Below are 22,546 nucleotides of genomic sequence, written 5' to 3' on the forward strand. Positions count from 1 at the left end.
GGCCGTCAAAGCCGCCCTCCACGCGCGCGTGCGGCTCAGTTCAGCTCAGTCGCGTTCGCACACGAAGATGGCCGTCCCTGGGATCAGGTTCCCGCGCAGCGGGGACCAGCCGCCCCACTCGGACGTGTTCCAGGCGGGCCACTCCGGCTCGACCAGGTCGACCAGACGGAAACCGGACACGGCGATGTCCCGCACCCGGTCGCCGAGGGTGCGGTGGTGCTCGACGTACACCGCACGGCCCGCCTCGTCCTGCTCGACGTACGGCGTGCGGTCGAAGTACGAGTCGGCGACGCTCAGCCCCTCGGGGCCCGGCTCGTCGGGGAACGCCCAGCGGATCGGGTGAGTGACCGAGAAGACGAAGCGGCCGCCCGGACGCAGCACCCGGCGCACCTCCCGCAGCACCAGCACGGGGTCGGCGACGAACGGCAGCGCGCCGTACGCCGAGCACGCCAGGTCGAAGGACGAGTCCGCGAAGGGCAGGACGCCCGCGTCGGCCTGCACCAGGGGAAAGGTTCCGCCGATGCGCAGCGCGTGCTGGAGCTGGCGGTGGGAGAGGTCCAGCGCCACCGGACGGGCACCCTGCGCGGCCAGCCAGCGCGAGCACTGGGCGGCGCCGGCGCCGATCTCCAGGACGTCCTTGCCCTTCAGATCCTCCGGCTGCCCCAGGAGTTCGGCCTCCACCTCGTCGAGGCCCTCGGGGCCCCACACGAAACGGTCGTCCCCGAGGAAGGTGCCGTGCTCGACCTGGTACTCGTCCGCGTTCCGGTCCCACCAGCCCCGGTTGGCACGGGAACTCTCCGCGACTCCCGCAGCACGCCGGGTCGCTTCGGGGTCGAAGTCATCGGGCTCTTGGATGATCGGCTCCCTCGTCGTACTCTTCCGTACCTACTACCGGTATCGGTGGTGTCACGGAAGGGGCGTACCGGGCCTGCACGGGCTCGGAACACCGTCCGGTGCACGGCATGCGGTTGCCGCCGTGTGTGTTCCTGTGCCGGGAATGGGGCGATCCGCCCCGGGTGTGGGTCTTCGTGCGTTGACCCTGCCCGGCTGCCCCCGTATGCTACAAGTTGCGCTGCGGGCCTGCGCACCTCAGACGGAGCAGGCTGCGCTCGCATCTGTTGTATGTCCCCTCGGTTGTCGAGGCGCCACCGGATTTCTGGTGTGGCGCTTCCTTGGCTGTCCGGCTTCTGCAGTGCGATAACGGGCTCCCGGCGTGAGCAGTGCCTACGACTTCAATGTCCGTACCGGAGCCCTTTCCCACATGACGAGCAGCACCGAGACCACCGCCACCACCCCGCAGGTAGCGGTCAACGACATCGGTAACGAGGAAGCCTTCCTCGCCGCGATCGACGAGACGATCAAGTACTTCAACGACGGCGACATCGTCGACGGCGTCATCGTGAAGGTCGACCGGGACGAGGTCCTGCTCGACATCGGTTACAAGACCGAAGGTGTCATCCCGAGCCGCGAACTCTCGATCAAGCACGACGTCGACCCGAACGAGGTCGTTGCCGTCGGCGACGAGATCGAGGCCCTCGTCCTCCAGAAGGAGGACAAGGAAGGCCGCCTGATCCTCTCGAAGAAGCGCGCCCAGTACGAGCGTGCCTGGGGCACCATCGAGAAGATCAAGGAAGAGGACGGCATCGTCACCGGTACCGTCATCGAGGTCGTCAAGGGTGGTCTCATCCTCGACATCGGCCTCCGTGGCTTCCTCCCGGCCTCCCTGGTCGAGATGCGCCGCGTCCGCGACCTCCAGCCGTACGTCGGCAAGGAGCTCGAGGCGAAGATCATCGAGCTGGACAAGAACCGCAACAACGTGGTCCTGTCCCGCCGTGCCTGGCTGGAGCAGACCCAGTCCGAGGTCCGCCAGACGTTCCTCACGACCCTTCAGAAGGGTCAGGTCCGCTCCGGTGTGGTCTCCTCGATCGTCAACTTCGGTGCCTTCGTGGACCTGGGCGGCGTCGACGGTCTGGTCCACGTCTCCGAGCTGTCCTGGAAGCACATCGACCACCCGTCCGAGGTCGTCGAGGTGGGCCAGGAAGTCACCGTCGAGGTCCTCGACGTGGACATGGACCGCGAGCGCGTCTCCCTGTCGCTGAAGGCGACCCAGGAAGACCCGTGGCAGCAGTTCGCCCGCACGCACCAGATCGGCCAGGTCGTGCCCGGCAAGGTCACGAAGCTGGTTCCGTTCGGTGCGTTCGTCCGCGTGGACGAGGGCATCGAGGGTCTGGTCCACATCTCCGAGCTGGCCGAGCGCCACGTGGAGATCCCGGAGCAGGTCGTCCAGGTCAACGACGAGATCTTCGTCAAGGTCATCGACATCGACCTGGAGCGTCGCCGGATCTCGCTGTCCCTCAAGCAGGCCAACGAGTCCTTCGGTGCCGACCCGGCGTCGGTCGAGTTCGACCCGACCCTGTACGGCATGGCCGCGTCCTACGACGACCAGGGCAACTACATCTACCCCGAGGGCTTCGACCCCGAGACCAACGACTGGCTCGAGGGCTACGAGACCCAGCGCGAGGCGTGGGAGGGCCAGTACGCCGAGGCGCAGGCCCGCTTCGAGCAGCACCAGGCGCAGGTCATCAAGTCCCGCGAGGCGGACGAGAAGGCCGCTGCCGAGGGTGGCGAGGCCGCCGCTCCGGCCGCCTCCGGTGGTTCGTACTCCTCGGAGGGTCCGGACAACTCCGGCGCCCTCGCGTCGGACGAGGCCCTGGCCGCGCTCCGCGAGAAGCTCGCCGGCGGCCAGAGCTGATCGCTCACCGCTAGGCAGTAACCGCTGACTTAGGGCCCGCACCTCACTGGGTGCGGGCCCTAAGTCTGTTGTGCGCCGACGCATGGCGCACTCGGGCTGGCTTCTTCCCCCGGGCACGGCCCTGGCTCCGGCCAAGGCCGATGTCTACGGCCCTGTTTCCGAGTTGCTCGCCAAGGCCACCGACAAGGGCGCCCAGGACGGTGAGTTGACGGTCGACGACCAGGAGCGGCTCGTCGGCAGACGGGCCCGTCCCCCGTACGGATGAAAAGCCCCTGAGACGAGGGCGTGAAGGGTGCGGGCGGGAATGCCCGCGCCCCGCCCTGCGTTGTGCAGTACGGACACGAGGAGGAGCGGTCACAGTGCTTGATCCGCAGGGTTTGTACGCATGGGAGCCGAAAGGCCTGGCAGTCGTCGACATGGCGCTCGCCCAGGAGTCGGCCGGTCTTGTCATGCTCTACCACTTCGACGGATACATCGACGCGGGCGAGACCGGCGACCAGATCGTCGACCGGCTTCTCGACTCGCTGCCCCACCAGGTCGTGGCCCGCTTCGACCACGACCGACTGGTGGACTACCGAGCCCGTCGCCCGCTGCTGACGTTCAAGCGCGACCGCTGGGCGGGCTACGAGGAGCCCACGCTGGACGTGCGGCTCGTGCAGGACGCCACCGGTGCGCCCTTCCTGCTGCTGTCCGGTCCCGAGCCCGACGTCGAGTGGGAGCGCTTCGCGGCAGCTGTCCAGCAGATCGTGGAGCGCCTCGGCGTCCGCCTGTCGGTGAACTTCCACGGCATCCCCATGGGCGTCCCGCACACCCGCCCCGTGGGCCTCACCCCGCACGGCAACCGCGTCGAGCTCGTCCCCGGCCACCGCAGCCCCTTCGAGGAGGCGCAGGTCCCCGGCAGCGCGGAGTCCCTGGTCGAGTACCGCCTCATGGAGGCCGGGCACGACGTCCTGGGCGTCGCCGCGCATGTGCCGCACTACATCGCCCGCTCCGCGTACCCGGACGCCGCGCTGACCGTGCTGGAGGCCATCACCGGAGCGACCGGACTGGTGCTGCCCGGCGTCGCGCACGCCCTGCGCACGGAGGCGTACCGCACGCAGACCGAGATCGACCGGCAGATCCGCGAGGGCGACGAGGAGCTCGTCTCGCTGGTCCAGGGCCTTGAGCACCAGTACGACGCCGCCGCGGGCGCCGAGACACGCGGCAACATGCTGGCCGAGCCCGCCGACATCCCGTCCGCGGACGAGATCGGGCGCGAGTTCGAGAAGTTCCTGGCGGAGCGGGAGGGCGAGGGCTGACAGCGGCAACCGCTGACCACGGCACTGGCTGACACGGGCGAGCTCTGACAGCAGGGCCGGGCGCGATGTCGGTGCGGCGGTCGCAGGGCCTAAGCTTCCGGTCATGCTGAAGGTGGGGTTGACCGGGGGTATCGGCACCGGCAAGAGCGAGGTGTCGCGGGTGCTCGTCGAGTGCGGTGCCGTGCTGATCGACGCGGACCGCATCGCGCGCGAGGTCGTCGCGCCCGGAACTCCCGGGCTGGCGGCGGTCGTCGACGCGTTCGGCGAGGACGTGCTCGCCCCGGACGGGGGCCTCGACCGCCCCCGGCTCGGCTCCATCGTGTTCGCGGACGCGGAGCGGCTCGCCGTGCTGAACGCGATCGTGCACCCCCTCGTGGGTGCACGGTCCCGCGAACTCGAAGAGGCCGCCCCCGAGGACGCGGTCGTGGTCCATGACGTCCCGCTCCTCGCCGAGAACGGACTCGCCCCGCTGTACGACCTCGTGGTCGTCGTCGACGCGAGCCCCGAGACCCAGCTCGACCGGCTGGTACGCCTGCGTGGCATGACCGAGCAGGACGCCCGTGCGCGGATGGCCGCCCAGGCGACCCGCGAGAAGCGCCTGGAGATCGCGGACATCGTGATCGACAACGATGTACCCCTGGAGGATCTGCGGCGGCGCGTCCGGGACGTATGGGCCGAGCTCGTCCGCAGGGCGCGGGAGCCGCGACAGCAGACCCAGGAATAGCGCCCCTCGACGGGTGCGTTGAACCGTGGCAGTAAGGGAAGGGATCAGCCGTGCCCCAGAACAGCGGTTCCAGCGGACGTACTCCGGAGACGCACGTCATCGACTTCCGCGCCGCCGAGCAACTGCTCGCGGCCGGTGACCCGCGGGGTGCGGTGAAGCTGCTCGACGAAGTCATCGCCGTACACCCGGAGAACACAGCGGCCCGGCTGCTGCGCGCGCGTGCCTTCTTCGCCGCCGCGCAGCTGCGTCCCGCTGAACTGGAGTTCACGATCGTCCTGGAGCGCGAGCCGGACAACGCGTTCGCGCACTTCGCGCTCGCCCGCACCTATCAGCGCCAGAGCCGGCCCGACCCGGCCAAGCGTCACTTCCGCCTCGCGGCGGCACTGGACCCGAACCCCGAGTACCTGGAAGCGGCCCGCTTCGACTCGTGACGGCGGCCTGACGCCGGCCTAACGGTGGTGGTGTTCCGGAGGCCGGTACGGCGGTACGTCGCGGCCGGGCTGATAGTGCGGCCCCTGGCGGATGTGCCGCACGATCATGGTGAGGTCGACGGTGACGATCAGCCACAGCACACCGCAGGCGATCGCCCAGCCGGGCCGTCCTGCGAGCGAGAACGCGGCGGTCCCCACGATCGCCCAGATCAGCCCCCACACACTCAGCCCGAGGCGCAGCCGCAGGGCACTGCGCGCTGTCGTCGGTTCACTGCCCGTACGCATCCGGATCACTGCTCCTACTCGGAAACGTACTCTTCGACCGGCATGTTCTCCAGGAGACGGTGCCCGATCGAGTGGGGGCGATGGAGTTCGGTTTCGCGGGCGGCTCACATCGAACGGATTCACTCTATCGAGCGACCGTCTGAGGGAACGGGTGGGCGGAGACGGTCCGTTGAACGGGCATGACCATTCAGATGCGTGAGGGATACGAGGGGACTGGTCCCGGAGCGATCACTCCGGACGGCTGTGCGGTCGAGCTCTACTCGCGGCTGCCGGTGGGGGAAGAGCTGGAGGTGATCGCCGGCGTGGCGCCCGCCGGGGCGCGCATTCTCGAACTGGGCAGCGGGGTGGGCCGGATGACCCACCCGCTCCTGGAGCGGGGATTCACCGTCACGGCCGTGGACGAGTCGGCGGAGATGCTGGAGCGGGTGCGTGAGGCCCGCACGATATGCAGCCCGGTCGAGAAGCTCGACCTGGGCGAGAAATTCGACGTGGTGCTGCTCGCGTCGTTCCTCGTACACAGCGGGGACGACGAGGTGCGGCGGGGGCTGCTCAGGACCTGTCTGCGGCACGTCGCGGACGACGGCTTCGTGCTCATCCAGCGCGAGGGGGAGGACTACCACGCGAACGTGCCCCGCGAGCGGGTCGATCCCAGCGGTTTCACCGTGCGGATCCTGTCGTCCGAGCCGGCGGGCGACGGGGTGAACTCGGTGCACGTGGAGTACGTCTTCCCGGACGCCGTCTGGACCCACACGTTCCGGGCACGACCCCTGACCAAGGAACAGTTCGAGGAGGCGCTGGGGGAAGTGGGGCTGAAGGTGGACCGGTATGTGACGGAGGACAGGATCTGGGTGAAGGCGGTGCCGATGGAGTAGCACTCCGGGTTTGCGGTGGGCTTGGGCAGCCACGGTTTCGTCGCGGCTGAAGTCCCGAGTTACGGGATCGCCAGTGCGCTGCCCAAGCTGATCGCGCACCGGTCGGCCTCGGAGGGCTTCGGCGAGATGGGCTGGGGCAGCGCGGGGATGTACTGCGGGCTCCAGGAGGGGCTTGGGGGCGCCCCGGCCCGGTTCAGCGAGGGCCGGGGGAACTGCTCGGTCCGGTTCAGCGAGGGCCCGGGGAACTGTTCGGTTCGCCGCCTTGGCCGCCGAGTGCGCCCGGTCCGCCGAGGCCGCGGAGGCGTTCGATCTCGCGGCGGTCGCGCTTGGTGGGGCGGCCCGTGCCACGGTCGCGGATGCCGGCGGGGGCCGTGGCCTCGCGGGACGGGGTGGTGGGCTGTTGTCGACGTAGCACTCCACCGCGACCGGGGCGCCGACCCGCTTGCGGATCAGGCGTTTGACGACGACGATCCGCTCGCGGCCCGCGTGACGCAGCCGAACCTCGTCGCCGACGCGGACCGAGTAGGCGGGCTTGACGCGTTCGCCGTTCACGCGGACATGCCCACCGCGGCAGGCGGTGGCACCCATCGAGCGGGTTTTCACGAGGCGGACGGACCAGATCCAGCTGTCGATCCGCACGCTCTCGCCACTCGCCGGGCGCGCGGCCTCGGCGGCGGCCGAGGTGTCGGCGGTGGTATCGGCCGCGGTCTCCGCCGAGCCGCGCGCACCCCGCTCGCCGGACGCGCCGTCCGCGCCCGCGGCGCTCGTGTTCTCGTCCGCACCCTCAGAAGCCATGTCTCCGACCTTAACGCCGGCGGGCAGGCCGCTCGGCGGAATTTCCGCCGGTACGACGCCGTCGTCGGGTTCGCCGATCACGGCCGTACCGTGGTGGCATGGACAGCGGCCTGGCCGAACTCGACGCGCGGATCAGCGGGTGCAGGGCGTGCCCGCGGCTGGTCGCGTGGCGGGAGGAGGTGGCCCGCACGAAGCGGGCCGCCTTCGCCGAGTGGACGTACTGGGGGCGTCCGGTGCCCGGGTTCGGGCCGGCTGACGCATCCCTGCTGATCGTGGGCCTCGCACCCGCAGCGCATGGGGCGAACCGGACGGGACGGATGTTCACCGGCGACCGGTCGGGGGACGTGCTGTACGCGGCGCTGCACGATGTGGGGCTGGCGTCGCGCGGGACCGCGGTGAGCGCCGACGACGGCTTGGAGCTGTACGGAGTGCGGATCACCTCACCCGTGCACTGCGCCCCGCCCGCCAACCGGCCGACGCCCAGGGAGCGGGACGCCTGCCGCCCCTGGCTGATCAGTGAGCTGGAGCTGCTGCGGCCGACGCTGCGGGCCGTCGTGGTGCTCGGGGCCTTCGGCTGGCAGGCCGTGCTGCCGGCGCTCATCGGCGCCGGATGGGACGTGCCACGGCCACGACCCGCCTTCGCGCACGGGGCACGGATCACGCTGGACGGACGGCCCGGCCCGCTGGACCTCTTCGGTTGCTTCCACGTCAGCCAGCGCAACACGTTCACGGGCCGCCTCACCCCCGCGATGCTGCGGGACGTCCTGCGGACGGCGGCCGAGGCGGCGGGGCTGCCCACCACACCGTACGAACGGTAGCGGCGGCACGAGCGGTGGCAGCGGCGCCGTACGAGCCGTGGCGACGGCCCGGCACCGCGAAATATTGGGCTGCTGACGCTGACCGCGCACGGTTAGGCTCCCGCGATGGGCCAGTATCCGGAGACCGAACCGTACGACCAGGGCATGCTCGACGTGGGCGACGGCAACCACGTGTACTGGGAGGTCTGCGGCAATCCGCGGGGCAAGCCCGCGGTGATGCTGCACGGCGGACCCGGTACGGGCAGCAACCCCTACTTCCGGCGCTATTTCGACCCGGCCGCGTACCGGGTCGTCCTGCTGGACCAGCGCGGCTGCGGGCGGTCCACGCCGCACGCGAGCGCGTACGACACCGACATGAGCGTCAACACGACGCCGCACATCATCGCCGACCTGGAGCGGCTGCGACAGCACCTGGAGATCGGGCGATGGCTGGTGTGGGGCGTGTCGTGGGGGTCGGTGCTCGGGCTTCGGTATGCGCAGACGCACCCCGGCGCCGTGTCCGAACTGGTCCTGACCGCCGTGGGGACCGGAGCCAATCGTGAGGTGGCCCTGATGACCAGGGGGCTCGGGCAGTTCTACCCCGAGGCCTTCGAACAGTTCCTCGCCGAGTTGCCCGAGGGCGAGCGCGACGGGAACCTGGCAGCGGCGTACAACCGGCTGATCGATTCGCCCGACCCCGAGGTGCGAGCGCGGGCGGCACGGGCCTGGACCGACTGGGAGACGGCCATGGCACCCGCCCCGCCGCGTTCGATCCCCCGCTTCGAGGACCCGGTGTACCGCATGGGCTTCGCCCGCACGGTCACGCATTACTGGGGCAACGACCACTTTCTCGGCGAGGGCAACGAGGAGGGCGTGGTCCTGCGGGACGCCCCGCTCCTGAAGAACATCCCTGGCACCATCGTCCAGGGCAGCCTCGACCCCGGCAACCTCCTCGGCACCGTGTGGCTCCTCCACCAGGCCTGGCCCGGGAGCGAGTTGGTCCTCATCGACGAGGTGGGGCACAACGCGGGCGCGCCGGGAATGGTGGACGCGCTGGTGGCGGCCACGGACAGGTACGCGGCCCGGGGTGTCTGACCGCTGCAGCCCTTGAGGGGCACCCCACGCTACCGGCGGGCGCGTGCCCGTTCGCCCGCCGACTGCACGAACTGCAGCGCCAGCGTGGGCGGAGCCGAGGCGGCACCCGGGCCGCCCGCCTCGGCCCACTCCACTATCTCGTCCGTGCAGTCGTCCCCCATCGACCAGCCGATCCAGACGGAACGGCCGCCACGCCTTCGCCCTTCCCCTGACGGCTGGACGACCACGATGTTCGCCTGGTCGCACGGGCCGAGGCAGTCCGCCGTACGGACCGCGAGGCGCCCGCCGGACGCCGCGGCCGCGGCACGCAGCCGGTCCAGCTGGCCTTCGTGGTCGTAGCCGGGATACTTGCGCGGATCACCGCAGCAACAGCCACGGCAGACGACGAGTGTGCAGGGGCGGGTCCGGGCGGCGCCGATCACCGTACGGGTGGTCATCGGTCTCCTTCCGGGCCGGGCTCCGCGCCCGCGTCGCCTTCGCCCCGCGCGTGACCGTCGTCGTCCTCGGTCGTGTGCCCGTCGCCGTCGAGTTCCGTGCCGAAGAGATGCCGCATCGTCGACCGGTAGTTCGTCCGCACGTGGGTCAGCGCGTGCGCCCGGGCCCGTGCCGGGTCGCCGGAGGCGATGGCCTCGTACAACTCACGGTGTTCGACGAGGAGTTGGGGCCATTCTTCGTTCCGGCGAGTCATCCAGCGCAGGCGGCCCGCGACGGGTTCCAGCGAGGCGATGAGAAGGTGGTTGCCCGCCATCGCCACGATGCGGTCGTGGAGGCGGCTGTTGACGTCGGTGATCGTCTCGGCGTCACCCGACTCCGTCGCGGCGGCCGCCAGGTCGAGGAGTTCCTGGACCTCGGCCAGGTCCTCGGGCGTCGCGCGTGCCGCGGCGAGTCCGGCGGCGTAGACCTCCAGTGCCTCGCGCAGTTCGAAGAGTTCCTTGACGTCGTTCGCGGTGAGGCGGCGGACGACCGTGCGGCGCGGCGTCTCGAAGTGGACGAACCCCTCGCCGACCAGTGCGCGGATCGCCTCGCGGACCGGGACGCGGGAGACCCCGAAGCGGTCGGCCAGCTCCCGCTCGACGAGTCGGTCACCGGGGCGGAGGCGGCCCGCGATGATCTCCTGCCGCAGGTTCGCCAGGACGCGTTCCCGCACGGCGCCCAGGGGTTCGATCTTCGTCATGGACTCCATCTTCGTCGACTCCGGGGGTGATTTACGAAGCGGTAACAGGAGCGACATCGGTCGGAACTGTTGACGGGGGCACCATGACAGGAGTTTGGTATACCAAACTTCCGCACGGCCAGCTCCTCAAAGGCGGTCCCCGCAAGCAGTAGTCCCACAGCCAGTCCTCCTCCGTCCCCCTCGCTCATGGAGGCCCCCGTGTCCCTCGCCGACCCTGCCGAAGCAACCGGCACAGCCGCGTTCGTCCCCGATCCCCGGCTCACCAACGAAGACCTGGCGCCCGCGGGCAAACGCAACTGGAAGGTCTTCGACCTCTTCGCGATGTGGATGTCGGACGTCCACAACCTCGGCAACTACACGTTCGCCGCGGGCCTGCTGGTCCTCGGTATGAACGTGTGGCAGGTCTTCACGTCCCTGCTCGTCGGCTTCGTACTCATCTACATCGGCATGAACCGGATGGGGCGCATAGGCCAGCGCCACGGTGTGCCCTTCCCTGTCGTCAGCCGCATCAGCTTCGGCGTCTGGGGCGCCAACATCCCCGCGCTGATCAGGGCCGTCATCGCCATCATGTGGTACGGCATCCAGACCTACCTCGCGTCCGTCGCCGTCAACGTGATGCTGCTGGCCGCCTGGCCGGGCCTGGAGTCCTGGACGCACAGCTCCTTCCTGGGGCTGGACGCGCTCGGCTGGGTCTCCTTCATCTCCCTCTGGCTCCTTCAGGCGCTGATCATCAGCCAGGGCATGGAGTCGGTGCGGAAGTTCCAGGACTTCTGCGGTCCGGCGATCTGGATCGTGATGATCGCCCTCGCCGTGTGGATCCTGGCCAAGGCCGGCTGGACCATCTCGCTGACCTCGACCCCGCGCCCGGTCTCCGTCGGTGAGCAGTGGCGGCAGTGGTTCGGCGCGATCGGGCTGATCCTCGCCACGTACGGCACCCTGATGCTCAACTTCTGCGACTTCTCGCGCTTCGCGCCCGACCACCGGACCGTCAAGCGGGGCAACTTCTAGGGCCTGCCCATCAACTCCACGGCCTTCGTGGTCGTGTCCGTCATCGTCACGGCCGGCTCTCTGGAGGTGTTCGGCGAGGCCATCACCGACCCGGCGGAGCTCGTCGCCAAGGTCGGCAACACCTGGGTGCTGGTCCTGGCCGCCCTGACCTTCGCCATCGCCACCATGGGCGTCAACATCGTCGCCAACTTCGTCTCGCCCGCGTACGATCTCGCCAACGTCTGGCCGCAGAAGATCACGTTCAAGGTCGGCGGCATGATCAGCACGGTCGCCGCGCTGGTTGTGACCCCCTGGAACCTCTTCTCCAATCCCACCGTCGTCAACTACTTCCTCGGTGGCCTCGGCGCCTTCCTCGGCCCCCTGTTCGGCGTGATCATGCTCGACTACTTCTGGGTCAAGCGCGGCCGCATCGACGTCAACGAGCTCTTCAATGCCGAGCCCGGCTCCCGCTACTACTACCGCAAGGGCGTCAACCCCAAGGCCCTGTGGGCGTTCCTGCCGGCCGCGGTGGTGTCGGCGGTGCTCGCGCTGGTGAAGGACTTCAGCGCCGTCGCCCCGTACTCCTGGTTCATCGGAACGGCCCTGGCCGCCGGACTGTACGCCCTGCTCTGCCGCCCGGAGCGCGCCGCGGCCGAAGCGTCTCCCGCCGCCGAGCCCGCCACCACGGAGGGCTGAGCGTGCGCATCGTCGTCACCAACTGCAACACCACGCAGGAGATGACCGAGGAGATCGTACGAGGTGCCCGGGCCGCCGCAGGCCCGGGCACCATCGTGACCGGACTGACCCCGGACTGGGGACCCGAGTCCGCGGAAGGCTGGCTGGACAGTTATCTCTCGGCCGCCGCCGTCCTCGACATGTTGCGGACGTACGAAGAGCCGTACGACGCCGTCGTCATGGCCGGGTTCGGCGAGCACGGACGCGAGGGCGCGCGGGAACTCGTGGACGTGCCCGTCGTCGACATCACCGAGGCCGCCGCCCACTTCGCGTGCCTCCTCGGAAGGCGCTACGGGGTCGTCACCACGCTGGAGCGGTCCTGTGGACAGATCGAGGACAGCCTGGAGACGGCCGGGGTGGGGCGGAACTGCGCCGCCGTGGTCGGCACCGGGCTCGGCGTCCTCGACCTGGGGGATGACAGACGCACGGAGGAAGCGTTCGTGGCCGCCGCCGGACGGGCGCGCGAGGCGGGTGCCGAAGTCCTCGTGCTCGGCTGCGCGGGGATGACCGGGCTCCAGCGGACGGTCGGGGAGAAGCTGGGCCTCCCCGTCGTCGACGGGGTGGGCGCGGCCGTGAAGCTCGCCGAGTCGCTGGTGACACTCGGGCTCACCACCAGCCGGGTGGGAAGCTATGCCAAGCCGCTGCCCAAGCGGCGGACTTGGGGGCGCAACGGGCGGACTGGGCGCATCGGGCGGACTGGGGGCATCGGGCGCACCGGCGAGTGAGGGGCCGTCGGCGAGTTCAGAGGTCGGCTCCTGGGGAGGACTCGGTCATTCCCCGGCGTGCTCGGGCACGACCGCGGTCGCCGTGATCTCCACGAGCTGGCCCGTATAGCCGAGACAGGCCACGCCGAGCAGGGTCGAGGAGTGCGGACCGGTGCTGAGACCGGACGCCTCGACGACGTCCCAGACCGCGGAGAGGACCGCGGTCTCGCTGCTCACGACGTACACGTCCGTCGACACGACGTGCGCGAAGTCGCTGCCGACCGCGCGCAGTTGTTCGCCGAGGTTCGCGAGCACCTGCTCGGCCTGCCGCACGGGATCGCCCGCTCCAACGAGGTTCCCGTCGGCGTCGAGGGGGACGGAACCGGCCAGGAACGCCAGCTTCGTCCCCGCCTCGACGACGGACGTGTGGGAGTAGACGGGCGGAGGGAAGAGGCCGGGGACGGTGACGCGCTGAATCATGGAAGCTCCCAGGGTCGAAAGGTCAATTTCCGATCATGCGAGCCCAGTGACATCACCGCATCCGATTTTCGTTCGGCAGCCCGGCAGCCCGGCAGCCCGGCAGCCCGGCAGCCCGGCAGCCCGGCAGCCCGGCAGCCCGGCAGCCCGGCAGCCCGGCATGACCCGCCGCCCACCTCCTGCCTTCTACCTTCTGCCTCGTCACCCCTCAGTGAACTGCGCCGTCCCCAGCGTCGCGAACCACTCGCGTATCTGCTTCTCGTCGTCCGTCGCGGCGAGCGAGAGGAGCAGCAGGAGCCGGGCCTTCTGCGGGGTCAGGTCCTCGGCGCCGATGACGCCCGTGGTGCTCGTCGAGCCGTACACCGCCCCGGAGCCGGTGCGGGTCGTCGAGGCGAAGGTGACTCCTTTCTTGACGGCCTCCGTGCGTGCCGTCGACATCGCGGGCGAGATGCCACCGGCACCGGTGCCCGCCGTGACGATCCCGTCCGCTCCGGAGTCCGCGAAGGCCTTGACCGCCTCGCCACCCGCGTCCTGGTACGAGTACGCGATCTCGACCTTGGGCAGCGCCTGGCCGTCCTTGGTGATCCGGTTCAGGTCGAAGGGCGTGCGCCAACTCGGCCTGCCGCACGACTCGACGCGAGCCGGTGCCCGGTTGAGGCGGATGTTGTCCTGGTCGATGGCACCGAGCCGACCGGACGAGCCGCTGGTGAACGTGTCCATGCGGAGCGCGTCGGTCTTGCGGACCTCACGCGCGGCCTGGACCTCGTCGTTCAGCATCACGACGGTCCCGTAGCACTTGGTCTTGCGGCTCGCGGCCAGCTTGATCGCGTTGTAGAGGTTGGCGGGCGCATCGGTGCCGATGACGGTCCACGGGCGCATGGACCCCGTCAGGACGACGGGCTTGTCGCTGCGCACGGTGAGGTCGAGCCAGTACGCGAACTCCTCCATGGTGTCCGTGCCCGTCGTCACCACCACCGCGTCGCTCTTCTTCAACGCGGCGTCCACCGAGGCGGTGAGCTTGCGGTAGTCGGCTATCGAGTACCCGCCCGATCCCTTGTTCCCGAACTGTTCCGTGGTGACCTTCGCCAGCCCGTCCACCTCTGGCCGCAACTCGTCCACCATCTTCGAGATGGCGAGCTTGCCCGACTGGTAGTTCTGGAACGACACACGGTCCGTACTGACCCCGGAGATGGTGCCCCCCGTCCCGATCACGGCGACCTCGGGCAGCTCCTCCTTGCCGTTCCCGGGCTGCGCACTCGCGCTCGACAACGCCGTCACGGCGGCCACGGCGAACGTACTGAACAGAGCGGCGGTGCGATGGACGATTCTCACGTTCGGTATCCCTCATACGTCGACATGTTGCGAATGGGCCGGCGGCTGATGGTGGTGACCGATGGACGGCATCCGTCACCGGGCATCCGTCATCGGGCGTCCCTTATGGGGCGTCCCTCATCAGGCCCCCGGTCCGCCGCCGTCCGTCCGCTGACCGTAGGAAGTGGGTTTTTCCTGCGCATTGCATGCACGTGTCAGTAACTGTTCGCCCTTGCGTGCCACCTGCTCGAACACGCCGATCTTGTACGCGAACCCTTCCGGCTCACCAATGTCACACCACTGATGGGCCCTGGCTCGCTCCTCCTCCCCTCGCACCAACGGCCGCCCCTGCATGGCTAGATGCAGGGCCAATGTCGATCGTGCATACGGGCGTACAGCATTGCGGTCGTCCGCCATACGCCGGTACGGCTCGGTCGCCCGCAGTTGCAGTCGCAGCCGTCCGTCACCGCTGTCGGCCACCAGGAGCGGGACCATGCCCCGAGCTCATTCGCTTCTCGCATTCCTGTGCGAGGCCGGGATGTGCCTCCGCGATGGCCGCGTGGATCCGCTGATTCAGCAATGCCACCGCCTCCGCCCGCCTGAGTGCTGCCGAGGCGCCTCCCGGAATTCCGTCGAGGAGTCGGCCGTACTGCTTGAACAGCCGCTGTCGCAGGTAGTCGACCTTCCAGGCGTCGAGGGACGTGAGGTCTGTGGGATCGGGATCGGGACCGGGGCCGGAGCTGGGGTCGAGGCTGGGGGTGGGTGTGGGGTGTTCACCTGGCCCGGAAGTGGGTCGGCCGACCGTTGGTGTGGTCTCGTGCCCGCCAACGGCCCCCGCGCCCTCGGCCGGCCCCGCCTTCGTCTCGCTCCGCGTCCGGTGCTCGACGGCGCGCAGCTCCAGCTTGTCCGGGTTCAGCCGAGGTACGTCGAGGGGCTCGGCCCTGATCCGCTCCAGCACCTCCTCCTGCCGCCGCCGCAACGCGGCCCGTACCGCTTCCGACCGCCGCGCGGCTGCCTCCGCCACCACCCGGAACTCCTCACTTCGCTCGGCGGCCTCGACCCGCTCGATCCGATACAGCCGCCTGGGCGGCGCCGCCCTGAACCGTGGATTGAGAGCGAGCCGATCCGGCGGCCCCAACAGACGGTGAATCATCCCTCCGGTCCACCCGCGCGCCCGCAGCCCGGTCAGCGACACATAACGCCGCCCGTCCTCCTCGTAATCACCCATGGCTAGCTCCCCCGTAACACAGCAGCACTCAACACCTCGACCGTCACGCTCTGTGACGACATCTCCCATTGAAGCGCGCACCACTGACAATCGGCCGGGTGGCGGAGTCATGCTGGCTGAGCGTGACTTATTGGCTCGCGTAACGAGGGCCGCAAGTTACCGTTGGCATTCGGACGTGCGACGAAGGGGGCCAAATGGAAGCCGAGTTGACGAGTCTGGCGGTGGCGGGCGCGACGGCGCTGGTGACCCAGATGGTGACCGACGGGTGGGAACAGGCACGTGACCGCGTCGTCGCCTTCTTCACGCGGGGCAGGGACGGCGAAGGCGAAGTCGTCCAGGCAGAACTGGAGGAGTCCCGAGCGGATCTCGTCGCCGCGCGGGAGGCCGATGATCAGGAGATGGCGGCCGATGTGCGCGACGAGTGGCGCCTCCGCCTCCGCCGCATCCTGCGTACTGACCCGTCGGCCGCCGCGGAACTTCAGGCTCTGCTGGACGAGTTGAGGCCCCCGGAGGACCAGCCCAAGGGCGCCGTCCACAACACCATCAGTGGCGGCGTGCAACACGGCACCGTCATTCAGGCGCACACGATCCGTGACCTGACCATCGGTGAGCCCCGGCAATGAGCCGGGACACGGGTGACGAGCCCGTGCGCGCAGGCTCCGCGGGCACCGAGGACGACGACACCTTCCTCACCCACGTCACCGACCGCCTCGCCGCCCTCCCCACCGTTCGCGCCGTCGCCCTCGGCGGCTCCCGGGCCCAGGGGACTCACACTCCGGAGAGCGACTGGGACCTGGCGATCTACTACCGGGGCCCCTTCGACCCCGCCGACCTCCGTGCCGTCGGCTGGGAAGGCGAGGTTTCCGAGATCGGTGGCTGGGGCGGAGGGATCTTCAACGGCGGAGCGTGGCTCACCATCGACGGCCGGCGCGTCGACGTCCACTACCGCGACCTCGACGTCGTCGAACACGAACTCTCCGAGGCCCAGGACGGCCGGTTCCATGTGGAGCCCCTCCTCTTCCACCTCGCCGGCATCCCGAGCTACCTGCTCGTCGCCGAGCTCGCCGTCAACCGCATACTGCACGGAGAGCTGCCCCGCCCGGCCACGTACCCGGAGAAGCTCCGTACCTCCGCCGCCGACCGCTGGTACGGCACGGCCCAGGCCACCCTCGCTTACGCGAAGGCCAACCACGCCCCCAAAGGCCGCCTCACAGAAGTCGCCGGTGCCGTCGCCACCGCCGCCGTACAGGCCGGGCACGCGCTCCTCGCGGCACGCGGGGAGTGGGTGACGAACGAGAAGCGGTTGCTGGAGCGGGCGGGATTGCGGGCGGTCGACGGCATCCTGGAAACGTTGCGAGCAGCGGAACCGGATGCATTGGTTCGGGCCGTAACCGAGGCGGAGAGTCTCTTCAGGGACCTTCGGAGCTGAGTCCTTCCCTGACGCGGAACGCCCCGGACCTCTTCGAAGGGCTACCGCTCGGACGCCTTCACGGTTGTGTTCAGCGGTCGTGTTGCTGGTTGCGTTCATAAAGAACATGCCGATTCCGGGCATCGTCACATTGCGGTAACACACATGTCCCGCTCCCTCCCGCCCCACCCCCTACCGTGGAATCACCAACCCCCGCCCGGCCACCGTCGCCCGAAGGCGCACCCCGCCCTCGTCCCGACAGGAGCCAGACACGTGTCCCGCCCCGTGCTTGCCGTGCCGCCCTGGCTTGCTCATGCTCTGCGTGCGCAAAGGGGGCCCGTGCCCTGGAACGCGGTGGTGCGGGGAGCCCTGGCCGCTGGGCCGCTGCTGCTCGGGGCCATGCTGAGCGGACGCACCTCCGTCGGGGTCGTCGCCGCGCTCGGGGCCATGTTCGCCGGGATCAACGACCGGCCCGGGAGCCGGAGGGCCTCGGTCAAGCGGATCGGGGTGCCGGCGCTCGCCGGCGCCGGGGGACTGCTCGTCGGGACGTACACCGGGGAGCATGCGCACGCCGTGGTGCTGACTGTTGTGCTCACCCTGCTCGGGCTACTCGCCGGGAGTGTCAGTGCCATCGGGCCCGTGGCGTCGGGAGCCGGAACGCAGTTGCTCGTCGCCGCGGCCATCGGGGCCGGGATGCCCCTGCCCGAGAGTGGGTGGGAGCGGGCGCTCGCCTTTGTGGCCGGTGCGGGGTGGCTGCTCACCCTGCGGCTCGTGCTGCCCACGCCCGGAGCCGTCGCCGGGGACGCGCGGCTGGAGTTCTGGCTCGACTTCCGGTTCGACGGGGAGCGGGACGCCGTCGCCAAGGTGTACGACGCCATCGCGGAACTGCTTGTCGCCACGGGTACGCCCGAAGCCACCGGCCGGCGGGCCGCCCTCACGGCCGCTCTTGATCATGCCCAGGATGCCCTCGCCGGGCCCCGGCTGCGGCGGTACGCGAGTTCGGCGACCGAGCGGCGACTGCACGCCCAGTACGCCGCGGCGCTGCCGCTCGCCGAGGCGGCGACCGCGCTCGCCTGGGCGGGGGACGCCGTGCCCGGGCGTGCCGCGGAGGGGCCACGGCGCCTCGCCGCCGCCGTACGGGCCAACGCGCACACGGGACCGCTGCCCGCGCCCGCTCGTTCCGCGCCCGCCCTGCGCGCTCTGGACGACGCGCTGTTGCAGGCCGCCGAGGCGTTCGACCGCGAGGGCGACACCCAGGAGAACGGGCGCCTGCACCGTCGGCGCCGTACCGCCACGTCACTCGTCCGCTTTGCCCTCGGGTCCGGTGGGCGTGAGTACGGGATGCGGGTCGCCCTGTCCTTCGGGGCCAGTGCCGCCGTGGCGCAGGCTCTTCACCACGTCCACTGGTACTGGCTTCCCGCCACGGCTGTCTTCCTGGTCAAGCCCGACCTCGGGCCGCTCGCCTCGCGCGTGCTGAACCGTGCTGCGGGGACCGTGCTGGGGGCGGTCGTCTTCGCCGGGTTCGCCGCCGTGCTGCCGCGGCCCGAGGGGCTGATCGCGCTCGTCGCCGTCAGCGGTGCGCTGATTCCCGTCGCCACACGGCACTTCGCCGCGCAGACCGCCGTTGTCACCGTGCTCGTGCTCGCCCTGGTGATGGTCGGCGGGGAGCCGCAGGCGTCCTGGAGCCGGATCGGCGAGACGCTGCTGGCCTGCGCCATCGTGCTGATCGTGGGCCATCTGCCGATGCCCGGGCAGCGCGGTGGCGGTGTGCGGGCCCGGCTGGCCAAGGCCGGGGACGCCGCGTACGCCTACCTCGCGCACGTGCTCAGTGAGTCCGACGACCGCGCCCGGCGGTGGACCCTGCGCCGCGAGGCCTACCGCACGCTCGCCGAGGCCCACGCCGCGATCGACCTCGCTGCGGCCGAACTCCCCGCCCTGGCCCGGCACACGCAGGGCGCCGGCGAGGTCGCGGCCACGCTCGAACGCATCGTCGACACGACCACCGCCTACGCCGTCCACCTCGACGACGCGGGACACCTCGCCCCCCAGCAGACCAAGCGGCTCACCGAACTCCTGGACGAGCTCACCGAGCGCAGCAAGCGGGCGGGGCTGGGCCGCCTGCTGCCGGCGGCCGAGCAGGACACACTGCCGGGACTGCGTGCGGCGGGCTAGGCGTATCGCCCAGCCCTGGGCCCAGGCCCCCGCACAGAGCGAGAGAAGTCACTGGAGTTCGCGCTACGGCACCGGGGTGGCGCGGACGGTCGTATCACCACCGCGCTCGCGCCGCACGCGCCCTACACCGTCGACGACGCGGACCTCGCCGCGACCGCCGAACTCGCCCGCGAACACGGCCTGCCCGTCCACCTCCACGCCGCGGAGAGCCGCGACCAGACCGACAACAGCCTCTCCCGGCACGGTGTCACTCCGATCGAGGTGCTGGAACGCACCGGGCTCCTCGCGCTGGACGCCGGGGTGCTCATCGCGCACGGCACCGGCATCATCGAGCGCGATCTGCCCGTCCTGGAGCGGGCGACGGGGCCGGTCGCCGTCGCGTCCGCGCCCCGCGGGTACCTGAAGTTCGCCTGGACCACCACTCCGGTACGGGCCTTGCGTCGCATCGGTGTCCCGGTCGGGCTCGCCACGGACGGGGCCGCTTCGAACAACTCGCTCGACGTGTGGGAGTCCATGGCGCTCACCGCGCTCCTGCAGAAGTCGGCCGAGGGCGACCCGCGCTGGCTGACGTCACGGCAGGCGCTGCACCACGCCACGCTCCAGAGCGCCCGGGCTGGGGGAGCATATCGGCAGTCTCGCCCCCGGCAGGCGCGCCGACATCATCCTCGTCGACGTCACGGGCCCGCACACCCAGCCCGTTCACGACCTCGCCGCCACTCTCGTGCACAGCGCCCGCTCCTCCGACGTCCGCACCACGATCGTCGACGGGCGCGTCCTCATGCGCGACCGGGAGCTCCTCACCATCGACGTCCCCGCGACCGTACGGGAGCTCGGTGAGCGCCTGCCCGCGCTCGTCGACCGCAGCCACGGGACACGGATCCAGGAGTACGACAAGCCGCCGGAGTGACCCTCGGACCCCGCACTGGCGGGACGCGGTACGAACCGCGTCCGGCGCGGAAAGTCACCCAGCGGGGCGGTTTCCGAGAGCTCCCTCACCGTACGGCGTTGACCAGGTGTCAACTACGTCTCAGTACCGTCACGTCAAGAGCCGTTCACCCCATGGAGGGCGTTTAACTCTAGGACTACTGGCTTCACATGGAGGTGCAGAGTGAACGGGCGAACAGTGCTGGGGCGCTTCCCCGCCGGCGGGCCGCGCGGATCGTGGCCGGCGGAGGAGTTCGCGCAGGCGCGCCGCCTGGAGGGCCAGGCCGCGGAGGTCGTCATGGACCTCGCCACCGACACGTTCCTGGTGATCGTGCGCGGAGCCGACTCCGGAGAGTGACCCTTCTGTGCCGTCGGGGCAGCACGGTGGCGGATCCGTCAGCCCGCCTTCCTCGTCGGCACCTTCGCCGTGAACTGCTCCGCCTGGAGCGAGTACAGCTCCGCGTAGACGCCGCCCGTGGCCAGGAGCTCCTCGGGGGAACCGGACTCCACCAGGCGGCCCTGGTCGAGGACGTGCACCAGGTCGGCATGGCGCACCGAGGCCAGACGGTGCGTGATGAGGATGACCGTCTGACCGGTGCCCGCCAAGGCGCGGATCTTCTCGAAGACCTCCAGCTCGGCGCGGGCGTCGAGGGCCGCGGTCGGCTCGTCCACGATCAGGACGTGCCCGCGCCGGTAGGCCGCGCGCGCGATGCCGAGCCGCTGCCACTGGCCCCCGGAGAGCTCGTGCCCGCCGCTGAAGCCCCTGGCCAGCAGGGTGTCGAGGCCCCGCGGAAGATCGGCCACCACGTCCTGGGCCCCCGCTTCGGCGACCGACGAGGAGACGTGCTCGTCGGTCGGCGCCGCCGACGGGCGGCCCACCGCGACGTTCACACGGGCCGTGAACGGCCACCGTTTGAAGTCCTGCGCCACCATCGCGATGCGCTCGGCGAGTTGCTGCCGGTCGGCGGTCGCCGCGTCCACGTCGTCCCACAGGATGCGGCCCCGGTCCGGCGCGTACAGCCCGGCGAGCAGCTTGACCAGGGTGGTCTTGCCCGAGCCGTTCTCGCCGACGAGTGCCACGATCTTGCCTAGGGGCACGGTCAGCGTCACATCGGACAGAGCGGGCCGGGTCGCCTTGCCCGGGTATGTGAAGGTGACGTTTTCCAGGCGGATCTCCCGCGGATTCGTGGGCAGAGGATCCCCGCCCACCGGGATCGCGCGCTTGGCCGCCTCCACGTACAGGCGCTGCATGTCGCCCACGAACAGGGCCTCCTCGTGCAGGGAGTTGACCTCCAGGACGAGGGTGTCGAGGCTGGCGGAGCCGGTACGGATCGCGATGACCGCCGTCCCCGCCACGGAGAGCGCCATGGCACCGGCGAGCAGCAGGCCGCCGAGGGTCGCGTACGTCGCCACGGTCGCGATCCCCGTCCAGGCCGCGGCGATCAGTCCGGTACGGGCCGCCAGGCGGGCCAGGCGCTCCTGCTCGGCCTCCGCCGACTCCGACATCGAACGGAAGTGGCGCAGCAGGAACGGGCCGACGCCGTGCACGCGGACCTCCGGGGCCGCCTCGGGCTCGGTCAGCAGGCTGCTGATCAGGTGCCCCGCGCGCGTGTGCTGCACCCATGTGTGGAAGGACTCGTAACGGCGCCGGGCGATGGTCAGGGCGCTCCAGGCGCTCGGCAGCGTCATGGTGACGAGGAGCGGGAGCAGGGCCGGATGCAGCACGGTCAGCACGCCCGCCGCCGCGACCAGCGAGATCATCGCGTTCACCACGCGCGCGGAGTACGAGATCATCCGGCGGGCCGCCTGGGCGCCGTACTTCGCGGTGTCGAGCAGCTTGTGGAAGGCGTCGTCCTCGATGGCGGCCAGCTCCACGGCCGCCGCCCGCTCCAGGTACAGCTCGGTCGCCACGCGCTCGACCTTCGGCTCCAGGCGGCCGGTGCCGTACGTCGAGGCGGCGCGCAGCAGCGCGGCCAGCAGCATGACGGCGGCGAGGGCGGTGAGAGCCGGAGCGGCGCCCTTTAGCCGGTCCTCGACCGGACCGCCGGCCATCAGCCGGGCCAGGATGGTGTTGACCGCCAGCAGGCTCACCGCCTGGGCCAGGCCCCGGCCGACCTCGGCGGCCAGTACGGTGCGGGCGGCGCGCTGGTCCGCCTGCCAGGCCAGCCGGAAACTGGAGGCGAGCAGCGACGGCAGCCGCCTCACCATGGCGCGGAGGTTCAGCTCCAGGAACGCGTCGGCGTGCTGCGACCAGCCCATGTCGTACCGGAGCGGCCCGCCGAAGAGGAGCACCTCGGAGTCGGAGGTCTCCGGTCGGCCGTCCTTGCCACCTGTGTGTGTCGCGCGTTTGTCCGAGCCGGGCGCTTTCCCCACCCTG

Annotated in this window: 22 protein-coding genes and 4 pseudogenes; 16 read left to right on the forward strand and 10 right to left on the reverse strand. The window is 70.5% G+C overall.

Features of this window, described 5'->3' with window-relative positions; translation table 11 throughout:
- Positions 1–45: 45 nt before the first annotated feature.
- The gene (locus E0500_RS33100) at positions 46–858 is read right to left on the reverse strand and encodes a class I SAM-dependent methyltransferase (protein WP_131563817.1); all 813 of its coding nucleotides are present in this window, start codon (positions 856–858) and stop codon (positions 46–48) included.
- 403 nt (positions 859–1,261) lie between these two features.
- Between E0500_RS33100 and rpsA the strand changes: the two genes are divergently transcribed.
- The 5 genes from rpsA to E0500_RS33125 all read left to right on the forward strand — a co-directional run bounded on the left by rpsA (position 1,262) and on the right by E0500_RS33125 (position 5,205).
- Positions 1,262–2,752: a 30S ribosomal protein S1 gene (gene rpsA, locus E0500_RS33105; protein WP_131563816.1), complete on the forward strand. Its 1,491-nt coding sequence runs from the start codon at positions 1,262–1,264 to the stop codon at positions 2,750–2,752.
- A gap of 82 nt (positions 2,753–2,834) precedes the next feature.
- Positions 2,835–3,017 (forward strand): hypothetical protein, encoded by a 183-nt coding sequence (locus E0500_RS33110; RefSeq protein WP_131563815.1) that lies wholly within the window; start codon positions 2,835–2,837, stop codon positions 3,015–3,017.
- A 94-nt stretch (positions 3,018–3,111) separates the two neighbouring features.
- Complete coding sequence (locus E0500_RS33115) at positions 3,112–4,050, forward strand: PAC2 family protein (RefSeq protein ID WP_131563814.1); 939 nt, start codon at positions 3,112–3,114, stop codon at positions 4,048–4,050.
- A gap of 103 nt (positions 4,051–4,153) precedes the next feature.
- Positions 4,154–4,774, forward strand: coding sequence for a dephospho-CoA kinase (gene coaE / locus E0500_RS33120; RefSeq protein WP_131563813.1), 621 nt, complete (start codon positions 4,154–4,156; stop codon positions 4,772–4,774).
- A gap of 50 nt (positions 4,775–4,824) precedes the next feature.
- A complete protein-coding gene (locus tag E0500_RS33125) occupies positions 4,825–5,205 on the forward strand; it encodes a tetratricopeptide repeat protein (protein ID WP_131563812.1) in 381 nt (126 codons plus the stop codon).
- Between the two features lie 18 nt (positions 5,206–5,223).
- On the opposite strand, the gene E0500_RS33130 is transcribed toward E0500_RS33125, so the two are convergent.
- On the reverse strand, positions 5,224–5,490 hold the full coding sequence (locus E0500_RS33130; RefSeq protein ID WP_131563811.1) for a DUF6343 family protein: 267 nt from the start codon (positions 5,488–5,490) through the stop codon (positions 5,224–5,226).
- A 179-nt stretch (positions 5,491–5,669) separates the two neighbouring features.
- On the opposite strand from E0500_RS33130, the gene E0500_RS33135 reads away from it, so the two are divergent.
- Positions 5,670–6,362: a bifunctional 2-polyprenyl-6-hydroxyphenol methylase/3-demethylubiquinol 3-O-methyltransferase UbiG gene (locus E0500_RS33135; protein ID WP_131563810.1), complete on the forward strand. Its 693-nt coding sequence runs from the start codon at positions 5,670–5,672 to the stop codon at positions 6,360–6,362.
- A 60-nt stretch (positions 6,363–6,422) separates the two neighbouring features.
- Positions 6,423–6,542, forward strand: a pseudogene (locus E0500_RS44495) (DoxX family protein); the annotation flags it as partial.
- A gap of 46 nt (positions 6,543–6,588) precedes the next feature.
- Here the strand turns inward: E0500_RS44495 and E0500_RS33140 are convergent.
- Positions 6,589–7,157: pseudogene (locus E0500_RS33140) on the reverse strand (RNA-binding S4 domain-containing protein).
- A gap of 98 nt (positions 7,158–7,255) precedes the next feature.
- Between E0500_RS33140 and E0500_RS33145 the strand changes: the two are divergent.
- Entirely contained in the window at positions 7,256–7,975 is a 720-nt protein-coding gene (locus tag E0500_RS33145; protein ID WP_131563808.1) for a uracil-DNA glycosylase, read from the forward strand.
- A gap of 105 nt (positions 7,976–8,080) precedes the next feature.
- On the forward strand, positions 8,081–9,049 hold the full coding sequence (gene pip, locus E0500_RS33150) for a prolyl aminopeptidase (RefSeq protein ID WP_131563807.1): 969 nt from the start codon (positions 8,081–8,083) through the stop codon (positions 9,047–9,049).
- Positions 9,050–9,078: 29 nt separating this feature from the next.
- Here the strand turns inward: pip and E0500_RS33155 are convergent, their stop codons facing one another.
- On the reverse strand, positions 9,079–9,486 hold the full coding sequence (locus E0500_RS33155) for a (2Fe-2S) ferredoxin domain-containing protein (RefSeq protein WP_131563806.1): 408 nt from the start codon (positions 9,484–9,486) through the stop codon (positions 9,079–9,081).
- The gene (locus E0500_RS33160; protein WP_258573702.1) at positions 9,483–10,232 is read right to left on the reverse strand and encodes a GntR family transcriptional regulator; all 750 of its coding nucleotides are present in this window, start codon (positions 10,230–10,232) and stop codon (positions 9,483–9,485) included. The genes E0500_RS33155 and E0500_RS33160 overlap by 4 nt, the downstream gene beginning before the upstream one ends.
- Positions 10,233–10,421: 189 nt before the next feature.
- Here E0500_RS33160 and E0500_RS33165 point away from each other — a divergent pair.
- A pseudogene (locus tag E0500_RS33165) lies at positions 10,422–11,906 on the forward strand (NCS1 family nucleobase:cation symporter-1).
- A gap of 2 nt (positions 11,907–11,908) precedes the next feature.
- Entirely contained in the window at positions 11,909–12,670 is a 762-nt protein-coding gene (locus tag E0500_RS33170) for an aspartate/glutamate racemase family protein (protein ID WP_131563804.1), read from the forward strand.
- A gap of 45 nt (positions 12,671–12,715) precedes the next feature.
- Here the strand turns inward: E0500_RS33170 and E0500_RS33175 are convergent, their stop codons facing one another.
- The 4 genes from E0500_RS33175 to E0500_RS33190 form a co-directional block, all read right to left on the reverse strand.
- Positions 12,716–13,129: a RidA family protein gene (locus E0500_RS33175; protein WP_131563803.1), complete on the reverse strand. Its 414-nt coding sequence runs from the start codon at positions 13,127–13,129 to the stop codon at positions 12,716–12,718.
- Positions 13,130–13,327: 198 nt separating this feature from the next.
- Entirely contained in the window at positions 13,328–14,458 is a 1,131-nt protein-coding gene (locus tag E0500_RS33180) for an asparaginase (protein ID WP_181587314.1), read from the reverse strand.
- Positions 14,459–14,578: 120 nt separating this feature from the next.
- Complete coding sequence (locus E0500_RS33185) at positions 14,579–14,932, reverse strand: hypothetical protein (protein WP_131563801.1); 354 nt, start codon at positions 14,930–14,932, stop codon at positions 14,579–14,581.
- Complete coding sequence (locus tag E0500_RS33190; RefSeq protein ID WP_181587315.1) at positions 14,901–15,665, reverse strand: hypothetical protein; 765 nt, start codon at positions 15,663–15,665, stop codon at positions 14,901–14,903. Before E0500_RS33190 ends, E0500_RS33185 begins: the two co-directional genes overlap by 32 nt.
- Before the next feature lie 194 nt (positions 15,666–15,859).
- On the opposite strand from E0500_RS33190, the gene E0500_RS33195 reads away from it, so the two are divergent.
- From E0500_RS33195 to E0500_RS33215, 5 genes and pseudogenes are all read left to right on the forward strand, one after another.
- Positions 15,860–16,288, forward strand: a complete 429-nt coding sequence (locus tag E0500_RS33195; RefSeq protein ID WP_131572308.1) for a hypothetical protein — start codon at positions 15,860–15,862, stop codon at positions 16,286–16,288.
- On the forward strand, positions 16,285–17,094 hold the full coding sequence (locus tag E0500_RS33200; RefSeq protein WP_131572307.1) for a nucleotidyltransferase domain-containing protein: 810 nt from the start codon (positions 16,285–16,287) through the stop codon (positions 17,092–17,094). Before E0500_RS33195 ends, E0500_RS33200 begins: the two co-directional genes overlap by 4 nt.
- A 252-nt stretch (positions 17,095–17,346) precedes the next feature.
- A complete protein-coding gene (locus tag E0500_RS33205) occupies positions 17,347–19,245 on the forward strand; it encodes an FUSC family protein (RefSeq protein ID WP_131572033.1) in 1,899 nt (632 codons plus the stop codon).
- Between the two features lie 39 nt (positions 19,246–19,284).
- A pseudogene (locus E0500_RS33210) lies at positions 19,285–20,152 on the forward strand (amidohydrolase family protein); the annotation flags it as partial.
- 201 nt (positions 20,153–20,353) lie between these two features.
- Entirely contained in the window at positions 20,354–20,527 is a 174-nt protein-coding gene (locus E0500_RS33215) for a hypothetical protein (protein WP_165935261.1), read from the forward strand.
- Positions 20,528–20,565: 38 nt separating this feature from the next.
- Here the strand turns inward: E0500_RS33215 and E0500_RS33220 are convergent, their stop codons facing one another.
- Positions 20,566–22,428, reverse strand: coding sequence for an ABC transporter ATP-binding protein (locus tag E0500_RS33220; RefSeq protein ID WP_131572034.1), 1,863 nt, complete (start codon positions 22,426–22,428; stop codon positions 20,566–20,568).
- Positions 22,429–22,546: the final 118 nt, after the last annotated feature.

The organism is Streptomyces sp. KM273126 (assembly GCF_004337435.2).
In the GTDB taxonomy this organism is placed as follows: Bacteria; Actinomycetota; Actinomycetes; order Streptomycetales; family Streptomycetaceae; genus Streptomyces; species Streptomyces acidicola.